General features: G+C 47.8%; 15 protein-coding genes and 1 other annotated feature. All 15 genes read left to right on the top strand.

Going from position 1 to position 13,454, the window contains the following annotated elements; all coding sequences use genetic code 11:
- The first annotated feature begins 19 nt into the window (after positions 1-19).
- The 15 genes from ACXAJH_RS05505 to dnaG all read left to right on the top strand — a co-directional run bounded on the left by ACXAJH_RS05505 (position 20) and on the right by dnaG (position 13,454).
- Positions 20-553, top strand: a complete 534-nt coding sequence (locus ACXAJH_RS05505) for a hypothetical protein (protein WP_474969024.1) — start codon at positions 20-22, stop codon at positions 551-553.
- Positions 554-623: 70 nt separating this feature from the next.
- The gene (yqfC, locus tag ACXAJH_RS05500) at positions 624-917 is read left to right on the top strand and encodes a sporulation protein YqfC (protein ID WP_027955358.1); all 294 of its coding nucleotides are present in this window, start codon (positions 624-626) and stop codon (positions 915-917) included.
- Positions 918-922: 5 nt separating this feature from the next.
- Positions 923-2,104, top strand: coding sequence for a sporulation protein YqfD (yqfD, locus tag ACXAJH_RS05495; protein ID WP_474989403.1), 1,182 nt, complete (start codon positions 923-925; stop codon positions 2,102-2,104).
- A 2-nt stretch (positions 2,105-2,106) separates the two neighbouring features.
- Entirely contained in the window at positions 2,107-3,069 is a 963-nt protein-coding gene (locus ACXAJH_RS05490) for a PhoH family protein (RefSeq protein ID WP_474969022.1), read from the top strand.
- A gap of 217 nt (positions 3,070-3,286) precedes the next feature.
- Positions 3,287-3,754, top strand: coding sequence for an rRNA maturation RNase YbeY (ybeY, locus tag ACXAJH_RS05485; protein ID WP_027955361.1), 468 nt, complete (start codon positions 3,287-3,289; stop codon positions 3,752-3,754).
- A complete protein-coding gene (locus ACXAJH_RS05480) occupies positions 3,729-4,109 on the top strand; it encodes a diacylglycerol kinase (RefSeq protein WP_474969021.1) in 381 nt (126 codons plus the stop codon). Before ybeY ends, ACXAJH_RS05480 begins: the two co-directional genes overlap by 26 nt.
- A 72-nt stretch (positions 4,110-4,181) precedes the next feature.
- Positions 4,182-5,087 (top strand): GTPase Era, encoded by a 906-nt coding sequence (gene era, locus ACXAJH_RS05475; RefSeq protein ID WP_027955363.1) that lies wholly within the window; start codon positions 4,182-4,184, stop codon positions 5,085-5,087.
- Between the two features lie 94 nt (positions 5,088-5,181).
- Positions 5,182-5,337, top strand: a complete 156-nt coding sequence (locus tag ACXAJH_RS05470) for a YqzL family protein (RefSeq protein ID WP_084163142.1) — start codon at positions 5,182-5,184, stop codon at positions 5,335-5,337.
- A gap of 18 nt (positions 5,338-5,355) precedes the next feature.
- Positions 5,356-6,102 carry a DNA repair protein RecO gene (gene recO, locus ACXAJH_RS05465; RefSeq protein WP_474993273.1) on the top strand — a complete coding sequence of 249 codons (747 nt, stop codon included), beginning with the start codon at positions 5,356-5,358 and terminating at the stop codon, positions 6,100-6,102.
- Between the two features lie 49 nt (positions 6,103-6,151).
- Positions 6,152-6,323 (top strand) — a binding site (T-box leader).
- Positions 6,324-6,385: 62 nt separating this feature from the next.
- The gene (gene glyQ, locus ACXAJH_RS05460) at positions 6,386-7,273 is read left to right on the top strand and encodes a glycine--tRNA ligase subunit alpha (RefSeq protein WP_474969019.1); all 888 of its coding nucleotides are present in this window, start codon (positions 6,386-6,388) and stop codon (positions 7,271-7,273) included.
- Positions 7,266-9,350: a glycine--tRNA ligase subunit beta gene (glyS, locus tag ACXAJH_RS05455; RefSeq protein WP_474993272.1), complete on the top strand. Its 2,085-nt coding sequence runs from the start codon at positions 7,266-7,268 to the stop codon at positions 9,348-9,350. The genes glyQ and glyS overlap by 8 nt, the downstream gene beginning before the upstream one ends.
- 81 nt (positions 9,351-9,431) lie before the next feature.
- A complete protein-coding gene (gene ccpN, locus ACXAJH_RS05450) occupies positions 9,432-10,061 on the top strand; it encodes a transcriptional regulator CcpN (protein WP_027955367.1) in 630 nt (209 codons plus the stop codon).
- 21 nt (positions 10,062-10,082) lie between these two features.
- The gene (locus tag ACXAJH_RS05445) at positions 10,083-10,895 is read left to right on the top strand and encodes a pyruvate, water dikinase regulatory protein (RefSeq protein WP_474993270.1); all 813 of its coding nucleotides are present in this window, start codon (positions 10,083-10,085) and stop codon (positions 10,893-10,895) included.
- 248 nt (positions 10,896-11,143) lie between these two features.
- Positions 11,144-11,605, top strand: coding sequence for a DUF188 domain-containing protein (locus ACXAJH_RS05440; protein ID WP_474969015.1), 462 nt, complete (start codon positions 11,144-11,146; stop codon positions 11,603-11,605).
- A 37-nt stretch (positions 11,606-11,642) separates the two neighbouring features.
- Positions 11,643-13,454 (top strand): DNA primase, encoded by a 1,812-nt coding sequence (dnaG, locus tag ACXAJH_RS05435; protein ID WP_474971228.1) that lies wholly within the window; start codon positions 11,643-11,645, stop codon positions 13,452-13,454.

The following is a 13,454-nucleotide window of genomic DNA, read 5'->3' as shown; positions in this document are numbered from 1 at the left end:
GACTTAAAGGAGCATGCATATGGCAGATCTTATTGAATTGATATTCAGTAATTTTGTCATCGTCGCTGCGATTATCGGTGGTATTATCAGCTGGTTCAGCGGGATGTCAAAAGAAAAGGATCAAAAGCCGGGAGCTCCGAAGAAACAAACGGCGCCCCGTCCTTATCCGAATAAGTCCCAGGGGGAACCGCAGCAGGAAAAAGAGGGTCAGCAAGATAAAGGAGGCCGTCTCCGCGAGTATTATGAAGAAAAACAGAAGCGTCTGGAAGAAATAGCGGAAAAATCAAGGTCTGACGCTTCTGGATACAACAATGGCCGGAGCATAACGGATTCTCCGGTCTATAACGCAGAGAAATCCAGCCCGATGGAGGAAAACCCTCCGGCAGGCCGGAAAGCCTCGACGAAGGCTCCTCCGTTAACGACGGACGGCCCTCTGGTAGAGCAGGCGCGGAAGTGGGATAAGAAAAAACTGGCCGAAGGAATTGTAATGGCTGAAATTCTTGGACCTCCGCGTGCGCACAAGCCGCATCGCTCGCATCCCCGAAAAAGATAGACGAACGCCCGAATTGTAGTGATACAATTCGGGCGTTTTTCGTATAAATGAAAAGAAGGGGGGGCGTTGTATGCCAAAATGGCAGCAGCAGATTAGAACATGGATCGGCCGTTACTTTGACCTTCCGGCTGATGTGATGCTGGATTTACCACGAATTACTACGATCGGCTCCATACATGTCTACATAGAAAATCATACAGGCCTCCTGCATTTTTCAGAGGAAGAAGTAAGGATTCAATACAAAAAGGGCCAGGTCCGGATTGTTGGCAGAGACCTCGGAGTGAAAATGATGCTGAAAGAAGAACTCCTCCTGGAAGGGGAGTTGAAATCTGTCGAGTTTTTTCCTGATTCCAAAGGAGGATGAGTCTTATGGGAAACCAGCGGGGATTTGTTGAGGGTGTGTTAACCATCGAGGCTTCCGGTCCACTGCTGGAACCTTTTTTACAGGCGTGCACGCGGCGCGGGTGCAGGGTGACCAGTCTGAGGCGCCTGGATGAAACGACGGTCCGCTTCTCCATCAGGCTCAAGGACTGGAAAATCCTCCGATCGCTCCGGAGAAAATACAAGTGCCGCCTGACCATCAAGGAAGGGAAGGGCGTTCCTTTTTTATACAAGCTCATGCGGAGGCGGCTCTCCGTGGCGGCCGCTTTTCTGGCTGCGCTCGTTCTCATCTTTCTGGCGGCGAATACATTGTGGTCGATCAAGGTGGAGGGGTTGACGCCTGAATTAGAGGCAGCGGTTGAAAAGAAGCTGAACAGTTATGGAGTATCCCCGGGACGGTTGACCATCGGCATGAAGGATCCAAACGATATCCAGCAGATGCTGTTGGAGGATATTCCGGATCTGTTATGGATCGGGGTGAAAAAACAAGGGACAAGCTACCAGTTGTACGGTGTGAAAAAGACCAGGCATGATACGAATCAGGATAACCAGCCTTCCAATCTCGTCGCATCCAAGAAAGGGATGATCGTTCAGACCTTTATAAAAAAAGGCCGGCCGCTTGTGTCTGTCTATGATGTCGTAAAGAAAGGACAGGTCCTCGCCACAGGAGAACTTGTCGAAGAAGGGGATACGTTTGTCCACACAGAGGGGGATGTCACAGCAGAGACATGGTATCGGGTGGAGCAGGAGCTTCCCCTTCAGCAGATCGTTACACTCACTGACGGCACTGTAGAAACCGAGTATCACTTGAAAATTGGAGGCTGGTCTGTTCCGGTATGGGGGTGGTGGCGCGGAACGGATGGAAGCTACAGAGACGAAAACGTAACCACAGACTGGAGAATTTTTTCTTATTCCCTCCCTTTGAACATGAAGCGCGTAGACCATTTTTCCATTGATACAGATGCAATGGAATTATCCCGCAAGGAAATCGAGAAAATAGGACGGAAGGCTGCGGGACAGAGCCTGCTGCAGGAGCTTGAACCGGGAGCGGAAATCAAAGATGAAAAAGTTTTGCACCTTAGTGAGGAGCATGGTAAAGTAAAATTAATCCTATTGTACAAAGTTTATGAAAACATTGCAGAGACCAAGTATATTAGTCAAGGAGATTGAGTATGCCGGAAGAGTTGAAAACAATGGACATCCAATTGGATAATACAACAGAAACTCTGGCCCTGTTCGGGACAGAGGACCGTAATTTAAAGCAAATTGAAGAACAGCTGCAGGTGACGATCATCTCCCGCGGCGGTCAGGTCCGGGTGTCCGGACAGGCGGAACATGTTCAATTAGTTGAGGATATTCTTCTGAGTGTCCTTGCTCTGATCCGTAAAGGACTGTCCGTGACAGAGCGTGACATTGTCTACGCCGTGGAACTGGCAAAAAAAGGGAAAATCAATCAGTTTGAAGCGTTGTTTGAAGACGAAATCACGAAAAACTCTAAAGGTAAGTCCATCCGGGTAAAAACTCTCGGTCAGCGGAATTATATTGCTGCTATTAAAAATCATGATCTTGTATTCGGAATCGGCCCGGCCGGAACCGGAAAAACATACTTAGCTGTCATTATGGCCGTCAATGCCCTGAAAAATGGAGACGTAAAAAAGATCATTTTGACACGGCCTGCCGTTGAAGCCGGGGAAAGCCTTGGTTTCCTGCCCGGGGATTTGAAGGAAAAAGTGGATCCTTATCTACGGCCGCTGTATGATTCTCTTCATGACGTTTTCGGAGCAGAACACACAGCAAGACTGATTGACCGGGGGACAATCGAGATCGCCCCGCTTGCCTATATGAGGGGCCGGACCCTGGATGATGCGTTTGCCATTCTGGATGAAGCGCAGAACACCACCCCTGAACAAATGAAAATGTTCCTGACCCGGCTTGGTTTTGGATCGAAGATGATCATCACCGGGGATATTACCCAGGTCGACCTGCCCAAAGGCGTAAAGTCCGGGCTGCGTGTAGCTGAAGAGACGCTTGGGTATGTCAAAGGTGCATCGTTCATTAAGCTTGATCAGTCGGACGTTGTCCGTCACCCGCTTGTACAGAGAATCATTGACGCATATGAAGGCGACAAACAATAAGACCCTCCCCGGGTCTTATTTCTTTTTGTGTCCGCTTACCATGAACCATTTGCCTTGGAGCATGACACCCTATATGATAGGGGGAGAGGGGAGCTTTTCACTTGGAAAAGCGGTCTTATGGCCGGAAAGAAAAAGGCCCATAATTACAACACCCTGCAGCAGACGCAGTTACTATGGATGGGGCTTAATAAGCCCTTAATAAGGAGGAAGACAAGTGATCACGATTGATTTTCACGATGAAACGAACTCTGTAGACGAAGCTTTTGTTGATATGATCCAGCGCATTCTTGAATTTGCAGGTGGACGGGAAGGCATCACTGGAGATGCTGAAGTATCGGTAAGCTTTGTTGACAATAAAGAAATTCAGGAACTCAACCGCAACTACCGCCAGAAGGATGAGCCGACAGACGTCATTTCCTTTGCCATGCAGGAGACAGGGGAAGGCGAAGTGGATATTCTGGATGAGAACCTTCCAATGATGCTCGGTGATATCGTCATCTCTGTGGACAAGGCCAAGGAGCAGGCGGAGGATTATCATCACTCTCTGGAAAGGGAATTCGGTTTCCTTGCTCTTCACGGGTTCCTCCATCTGCTGGGATATGATCATCTGAATGAAGAGGATGAAAAGAAGATGTTCACCCGCCAGGAGGACATTCTCCGTGAATTCGGGCTCCAGCGATCCTAAGAAAAAAGGAATAGGATTTGCCTATGCATGGAGAGGCATCAAACTGGTCTGGACATCGGAGCGGAATTTCCGCATTCATACCGCGGCTGCCATTCTGGCCTTAACAGCAGGCGGAATCCTGCGGTTATCCTTGGTGGAATGGGCTGTTCTTACGGTGACAATCGCTCTGGTCCTGACATTAGAGATGGTTAATTCCGCTATTGAAAAACTGCTGGACCACCTGCATCCGGACCGTCACCCGGCCGTGGGAGCTGTCAAGGACGTGGCGGCAGGTGCCGTACTTACGGCTGCCGGTGGATCTGTGGTCGTAGGTGTTTTCCTGTTCGGGCCGAAGCTCCTTGCTTTATTCATGTAACGGTAGACCTTACGGGATGTTATAATAGAATATAGAAGAACCTAAAGGTTAGATTTTATTGGAGGAACATGTATGACAGAGAATTTCAAATCAGGCTTCATTACGATTGTGGGCCGTCCGAACGTTGGTAAATCCACGTTCATGAACCGCGTGATTGGTGAGAAAATTGCCATCATGAGTGATAAGCCCCAGACAACGAGAAACAAAATACAGGGTGTCTACACCGATGAAGAATCCCAGATGGTCTTTATCGACACCCCTGGTATTCATAAACCAAAGCACAAACTCGGCGATTTTATGGTGAACACAGCTGAAAATACGCTCAATGAAGTGGATGCCGTCCTGTTTATGATCAATGCAGAAGAAGGATACGGGCGTGGGGATCAGTTCATTATCGATCGTCTCCAACGCGTGAACCAGCCTGTCTTCCTGATCATTAACAAAATCGACCGGGTTCACCCGGACAAGCTGCTGCCGTTGATTGAGCAGTACAAGGACATGTATGATTTTGAAGAAATCATACCGATCTCCGCTCTCGAAGGTAACAACGTCAACCATCTGCTCGGGGTTTTAAAAAGCCATCTCCCGGAAGGTCCGCAGTTTTATCCGGAAGACCAGATTACCGATCACCCGGAGCGGTTTGTCATCAGTGAATTTATCCGTGAAAAGGTGCTTCACCTGACGCGGGAGGAAATTCCGCACTCGATTGCTGTAGTCATCGAAGGGATAAAGCCCAGGGAAGATGCTCCCGGCGTTTATATCCAGGCGGCGATCATCGTGGAACGTAAATCTCAAAAAGGGATCATTATTGGGAAGCAGGGCAGCATGCTGAAGGAAGTCGGCAAGAGAGCCCGTAAGGATATTGAATCCCTGCTCGGCAGTAAAGTGTATCTTGAACTGTGGGTGAAAGTACAGAAAGACTGGCGGAACAAGCAGATTCAACTCAGCGATTTCGGTTACAGGGACGACGAATACTAAAGGTTGGAAAAAATTAAGCCTTATAGATCAGGCCGGGGAAAGCAAGATAAGAATGTAAATGGTATCAGCGAATAAAAGAAAGGCGGTGTTTCTTGTGCTCGACAACCTTTCATGGAACGTTTTCAGGCAGACAGGAAGTGTGGAAACTTACTTGATGATGAAAGAATTTGAGTCGCAGGATCAACAACAGTCTCAGGAACCATTTGCTTCCTCCCCTGATCCCCTGACAACGAATGACCAAAATTCGTAAACGGAGCAGGTGATACACTTGATGGACAAAGTGGAAGGCCTTGTGATCCGTACTAATAATTATGGGGAAACACATAAGATAGTCACGATGATGACAAGGGAGAAAGGGAAAATAGGTGTCATGGCCAGAGGCGCTAAGAAGCCGAAGAGCCGGATGGCATCTGTATCCCAGCCGTTTATTCACGGAATGTATCTCATACAGTCAGGATCCGGACTTGGATCTATGAGCCAGGGGGAAATGTTATCCTCCCTCCGTTCCATCCGCGAGGATATTGTCAAAACAGCCTATGCTTCCTACATTGCAGAGCTGACCGACAAGCTCATAGAAGAAAAACAACCGGATCCTTTTCTTTTTGAACAGCTTCTGCAGACGATGGTGTGGATGAATGAAGATAAAGATCCGAACATCCTCACTATGATGTATGAATTGAAGCTTTTTAAAAAGGCCGGATTTGCGCCGGTGGTTGATCACTGCCTGAACTGCGGCAGTACAGAAGGTCCGTATTCCTTTTCCATGTCCGAAGGCGGTCTTCTCTGCTACCGCTGCAAGCATATCGATCTCGGAGCCTACGGCCTGCCGGATCCGCTTCCAAAGCTGCTGCGTGTATTTTTACATATTGATGTAAAACGACTCGGACAGATTACCATGAAGGAAGAAAATAAAAAGCTGCTCCGTCAGCTGATGGATGAATACTATGACCGTTACGGCGGATATTTTATCAAATCCAAAAAGTTTTTGAAGCAGCTTGATTTATTTTCTGAGTGAGGTTTGACAGCATCCTTGCAACTAGAGTATGATTCTAATATCAAATATACGTACTGCAGTGAAAGAGAGGAGTAGCTGAACCCCGTTCTCCACAAGCGAGCCTGAGCCGGTGAAAGTCAGGCGGGAACCATTCAGTGAAGGCGCTCTGGAGCAGTTTTTTAAAGTGGCTTTTCTACATAGAAGAGCAATTAGGGTGGAACCGCGGAAATCCCGTCCCTATGTCTGATTCAGGCATAGGGGCGGGATTTTCTTTATCCGCTCACTATTAGGAGGAGGAAAAGACTTGAATATTCAAGATATGATTTTAACCCTGCAGAATCACTGGTCCAGCCAGGGGTGTCTGCTCATGCAGGCTTATGATACGGAAAAAGGGGCAGGAACGATGTCTCCGATGACACTGCTTCGAAGCCTTGGTCCGGAACCTTGGAACGTAGCTTATGTAGAACCGTCCCGTCGTCCGGCTGATGGACGCTATGGCCAGAACCCAAACCGTTTGTACCAGCACCATCAGTTCCAGGTCATCATGAAACCATCCCCGGATAACATCCAGGAGCTGTATTTAGAATCCCTGCGTGCCCTTGGCATCGATCCGTTGAAGCATGATATCCGCTTCGTTGAAGATAACTGGGAAAACCCGACACTTGGAGCCGCCGGCCTTGGATGGGAAGTATGGTTGGACGGTATGGAAATCACTCAATTCACGTACTTCCAGCAGATCGGTGGATTGGAAGCGAAGCCGGTTTCAGCGGAAATCACGTACGGACTTGAGCGTCTGGCGTCCTATATCCAGGATAAGGAAAACGTATTTGAACTGGAGTGGACCAATGGCGTGACAGTTGGAGATATCTTCACACAGCCGGAATACGAACATTCCGTTTATACGTTCGAAGCGTCTGATGAAAAGATGCTCTTTGATTTGTTTGGGACCTATGAGAAAGAAGCGGAACGCATCATGGAAGAGGGACTCGTGTTCCCGGCGTATGATTACGTGCTGAAGTGTTCGCATACGTTCAACCTCCTGGACGCTAAGGGCGTCATCAGTGTCACAGAGAGGACGGGGTACATTTCACGGGTCCGGAACCTTGCCCGTAAAATTGCGAAAACCTATGTAGAAGAAAGGGAACGCCTCGGATTCCCAATGTTGAAGAAAGAAGGTGGAGCAGATGAGTAAGACTGTATTATTTGAGCTCGGCCTGGAGGAGCTTCCTGCCCGTTTTATTAATGATGCTCTTGCCCAGTTGAAAGATAAGACAGAGAAGTGGCTGACAGATAACCGGATTCCTTTTGGTGATATTCACGGCTTTGCCACACCGAGAAGACTGGCTGTCCAAATCACAGAAGTTGCTGATAAGCAGCCGGACGTCGAGGAAGAGGCGAAAGGCCCTGCTAAAAAGATTGCCCTTGATGAAGAAGGGAACTGGTCGAAGGCTGCCATTGGATTTACGAAAGGGCAGGGCAGAGACGTTGATGATATTTACTTCAAGGAAATCAAGGGTACAGAATATGTGCACGTGCGTAAGTTCATTGAAGGAAAGGAAACAGCCGCTCTGCTTGAGCAGTTTGGAGAGGTTTTTCTTTCTCTGAATTTTCCAAAGAATATGCGCTGGGGAGCCCGTGACCTCCGTTTTGCCCGCCCGATCCGCTGGATGGTGGCTTTATTCGGGGAACAGGTGATTCCTTTCCAGATTGAGAACGTTCATACAGACCGCCGGACATTCGGTCATCGTTTCCTTGGATCAGAAACAACCATCACGAGTGCGGATCACTACGAACAGACGCTTTCTGATCAATACGTGATGGCCTCCGTGGAAAAGCGTCAGGACCAAATTGTAACCCAGCTTAAACAGCTGGAAGAGAAACAGAGCTGGAAGCTTATGATAGATGAGGAGCTTCTCGAAGAAGTGACCCATCTGGTGGAATATCCAGCTGTTTTCAGCGGCGCATTCTCAGAGGAATTCCTGGAGGTGCCTGAAGAAGCATTGATTACATCCATGAAAGAGCACCAGCGTTATTTCCCTGTCCGCTCCCATGATAACAAGCTGCTGCCATATTTCGTCGGTGTGCGTAATGGCGACGACCAGAACATTGATATCGTAGCCCGAGGAAACGAAAAGGTGTTGAAAGCACGCTTGAAAGATGCGCAGTTCTTTTATGAGGAAGACCAGAAGGGAAGCATCGATGAGAAGATGGAGAAGCTTTCCCGTATGGTTTATCAGGAGGAACTTGGGACGCTTGCGGATAAGGTTCAGCGGATAACAGCCATTACTGGCAAACTGAGTGAATGGCTCAACCTGAATAAAGAAGAAAAACTAAAAGCTACCCGTGCTGCGGAAATCTGCAAATTTGACCTTGTCACCCAGATGGTCGATGAATTCACCGAACTTCAAGGAGTGATGGGGGAGAAGTATGCCCGTTTGTTTGGCGAAGATGAGGAAGTGGCTGTAGCTGTCAATGAACACTATATGCCTCGGCAGGCCAATGGTGAAGTGCCGGCATCTACAATCGGATCTATTGTGAGCATTGCAGATAAGCTCGATACGATCGTCGGCAGTGTATCTATTGGTCGTGTACCAACAGGATCGCAGGATCCATACGGGTTGAGAAGACAGGCCCTCGGTATTCTTCAAACCCTGAACAGCCGTGGCTGGTCTGTGTCCGTCGAGAAACTGATCGATCTTGTTCATCAGTTCTATATCGAGCTTGAACTCCCTACGAGATCGGAAGAAGAAGTTCACAACGATCTTCATGAATTTTTCCGTGTCCGTGCGGCCTACCTGCTTCGTGAAAAACAAGTGGATCCCGATGTGGTGGAAGCTGTTCTCGCCCAGGGGATCGGTCATTTCCCTGTTGCAGGAAGAAAAGCAGAACTCCTGGTTGAAAAGCGGAATGAACCTTCTTTCAAACCTGTCCAGGAGGCCCTCGGCCGCGTATTGAATTTAGCGAAAAAAGCCGATGCAGACGCGGTGAATCCGGATCTATTTGAGAACAAAGAAGAGCAGCAGCTTTACGATGTTTTCCAAACGGTCCATGAATCGTACAGCCGTCAGATGTCTGAAGGCCTTGTCGAAGAGGCACTGGAGACCTTGTCCGAACTGGCAGACTCCATTCACGCCTTCTTTGATGCGGTCATGGTCATGGCAGAGGATGAAAGAGTCAAAGCCAACCGACTCGGCCTGTTGAAGCAGATTTCTGAAGACATTTATCAGTATGCCGATCTGACACGAATCGAGTGGAAACAACAGTTCTAAGCACCCTTCTTTTACCCATTCAGGAAAATGAGGTATAATGAAGAATGGTATGTCACATTCAGCGTTCAGGGTGGTGAGAACTTGGAATTATCAAACCGGCAGGAGCAGATTATTCAAATTGTGAAGGATAATGGACCGATTACCGGAGAGAACATCGCAGAAAGACTGGAATTAACACGGGCGACTCTGCGTCCGGATCTTGCTATATTAACCATGGCAGGCTATCTGGATGCGCGGCCGCGGGTGGGGTATTTTTTCACGGGGAAAACAGGTTCTGAACTTTTCACGGAAAAACTGAAAAAGTTCAAAGTGAGGGAATACCAGTCCCTCCCGATTGTTGTAGAGGAAGACGTATCGGCGTATGATGCGATCTGTGCGATGTTTCTTGAAGATGTCGGAACATTGTTTGTCACGAACCATAAATCCCATCTTGTCGGCGTCCTTTCCAGAAAGGACCTGCTGAGGGCAAGCATAGGATCGAAGGACTTAACGTCCATCCCGGTCCATATCATTATGACGCGGATGCCGAATATTACGATATGTGAGCCTGAGGATCTCCTTTTGGACGCCGCCCAGAAGTTAATAGAAAAACAGATCGACGGACTGCCGGTCGTGAATCCTGCAGAGGATGGGCTTGAGGTCGTTGGAAGGTTAACGAAAACGAATATAACCAAAGCCCTTGTAGAACTTGCACGCGATCAGCATATTTGATTCAGGATTAGGAGGGGCAGTATGGAGAAACCATTAATTTATGTACTATCCGATTCCGTAGGGGAGACCGCTGAGCTTGTTACCAAGGCTTGTTTGAGTCAGTTTGATGACGGACCTTTTGATCTTCAGCGCATCCCTTATGTAGAAGATAAAGGGACGATTAACGAAGCTGTTCTTCAAGCGAAAGAGCACGATGCCATGATCGGCTTTACCCTTGTCGTTCCTGAGTACAGGATTCACCTGAAACAGGAAGCCGAAAAACACGGAATCCGCTGTGTTGATATCATGGGGCCGATGATGGAAGCGATGGAAAGTCACCTCCAAATACAGCCGAGACTGGAACCCGGCCTCGTCCACAAGCTTGATGAGGATTATTTCAAGCGGGTGGAAGCCATTGAATTCGCTGTCCGGTATGATGATGGCCGTGACCCGCGGGGCATTTCCAAGGCAGATATCGTTTTGATCGGCGTATCCCGAACGTCCAAAACTCCATTGTCCCAGTATCTTGCTCATAAAAGGCTGAAAGTGGCAAACGTCCCGATTGTTCCGGAAGTCCAGCCACCGTCTGAATTGTTCCGGGTGGACCCGGAGAAATGCATCGGCTTGAAAATCAGTGCAGAAAAGCTGAATGATATCCGGAAGGAACGTTTGAAATCCCTGGGACTCGGTGATCAGGCTACATATGCCAACCTTGAACGGATCAGCCAGGAGCTGGAGCATTTCAACAGAATCGTCGATAAAATCGGCTGCCCGGTTATTGATGTCTCTAATAAAGCTGTAGAGGAAACGGCGAATATCATTATGAATAAGCTGAGGAAAGATGCTCAGGAATAATGCAGTATCTCAAAAAGTCGCGCTTTGATTAAGCGCGGCTTTTGTTGGGAAGAATGAAATTAGGTAAAATTAGACATAGCATTCACAGGAGAAATGTATTATAATATTTTTTTGTGGAAAAATCCTGACAGTTCCGGTTTTCATATCTGCAGGATCTTTACTCCTTACGCACATTGTCTATTTTTCAGAAAAATAAAACATTTGCTTTTTAGGAGGATTCTACCGCTTGCTGTAGAAATATTGATACTATGCCAAAAATACATCGAACGGTCTGGGTGGACGCAGACAGCTGTCCCGTTCAGAAGGAAATTGAGGAAATGAGTGCGGACTGCGGCGTGACGGCCAGGTTCATTGCTACGGTTAATCATTTCAGTACAGAAAAGTCACAGACATCGTGGACCTTTGTTGATGATGGTTCCCAGTCTGTAGACCTTTACATTTTGAATGCAGCTGCCAAGGGAGATGTGGTCATTACGCAGGACTTGTCGCTGGCTGTTCTCCTGACCTCTAAAGGGGTTTATGTGATGACGCCGCGAGGAAAACTGATAAAGGAAACCGATGCGGATCACATTATGAACCAGAAGTTTATCCGGCAGCAGACGATGAAGCAGAAGCGTAAATGGAAGGGGCCTTCCGCCTTTACGGACAAGCACAGAGAAGAGTTCCGGGAAACTTTCCAATATTTGTTGTCTGATCATGAAGGAATTTAGCCTTTGGAAGAGAATAATTGAGTAGTATGGTGATCATATGGCTGGACACATTCCAGAAGAAAAAGTAGATGAGATTCGGAAATCAGCCGACATTGTGGAAGTGATCGGCGATTATGTTGACCTCAAAAAGCAGGGGAGAAACCATTTCGGCCTTTGTCCATTCCATGGGGAAAACACGCCTTCTTTTTCCGTTTCGCAGGATAAGCAGATTTTCCATTGCTTCGGTTGTGGAAAGGGAGGGAATGTCTACACCTTCCTTATGGAAATGGAAGGATACAGTTTTATACAGGCCCTCAAGCAGCTTTCTGAACGCACAGGTGTGGAAATTCCAGAGCAGTTTGCTGAGGAGAACTACACCGGTGCGGATAATCAGGAATCACAGGCGATGCTTGAAGCACACCAGTGGCTGACAAAATTATACCATCATTTGTTAAAGAATTCCAAGGACGGCCGGAAAGCCTATGAATATCTTTTGGACAGAGGTTTTACAGAAGAAACCATCCAGAAGTATCAGCTCGGGTATTCACCGGATGATAAGGATTTCGTCGTCACTTTTCTTGAGAAAAAAGGCTTTCACCCCCAGACGATGGTCAAAGCCGGCCTGCTGAGTGTGAATGATCAGGGGAATTATGCCGACCGCTTTCGCGGAAGGGTCATGTTTCCGCTGCGCAACCACCTGGGAAAGACCGTGGCTTTTGCAGGAAGAGCTCTTGGAGAGCAGCAGCCCAAATACTTGAATAGTCCGGAAACGGAACTCTTTCATAAGGGCCGGCTGCTTTATAACTTCGATCTTGCCCGGTCCTCCATACGTAAGGAAAAAACCGTTGTCCTATTCGAAGGGTTCGGGGATGTTATATCCGCTGCCCAGTCGGGTATCCCTTATGCAGTAGGGACGATGGGGACATCGCTTTCCAGTACACAGGCCAACTTGTTGAAAAAGTATACGGATCAGATCATTGTCTGTTATGACGGTGACCGCGCCGGGATTGAGGCGGCGGTCAAGGCTGCCAGACTGACAAAAAGCATCGGTTGTCAGACGTTTGTGGCCCGCGTGCCCGACGCTCTGGACCCGGATGATTTCATCCAGCGGCATGGCGGGGACCGTTTCAAGAAGGAAGTGCTTGATACCAGCGACACGTATATCTCCTTTATGATGAGTTATCTCCGCAGGGATTATAACCTGCAGGTGGAAGGAGATCGTATCGCCTATATCGAAAAAGTACTACAGGAGATTGCCACTCTGGATCGTGCGGTCGAGAGAGAGCATTACCTGAATGAGATGTCCTCTGAATTTCAGTTATCTCTGGAAACCTTGAAAGAGGAAATCAGTCAGATAAGAAGACAGCAGGGTGTGAAGGATAATGAGCCAAAGAACCGATATACTAATCCTAAGAGGGAAACATCGGTTCAGAACAAGCTTCTTCCTGCGTTTCATAATGCGGAAAGAAAGCTGATTGCATATATGTTGAAAGATCCCTACATTGCTGATAAAGTTCAGGAGGAAATAGGAGGGGCTTTCAATATAGAAGATCATCAGGTCATTGTCACACATCTTTACGCATATTATGAAGACGGCAATGAATCAGATATCAGTCAGTTCGTTGAAATGATTGAGGATATGTCCATCAAAAACCTCGTGATCGAGCTCGCAATGGCACCCGTCAGTGAGGAAGTATCCGATCAGGAAATCCATGATTATATAGAGCGGATCCGATTGGAAAACTGGGATCGAACGGATATTAAGAGCCTGGAATCCGAGTTGAAGCGGGCTGAACAGCAGAACGAGCCGATCAAGGCCGCGGAAATTGCGATGGAGATTATAAAACGGAAAAAAGAATTAAAAGCGTAA

The organism is Halobacillus sp. ABD4_316, from assembly GCF_056161385.1.
This window is presented reverse-complemented; position numbering and strand designations above follow the sequence as displayed.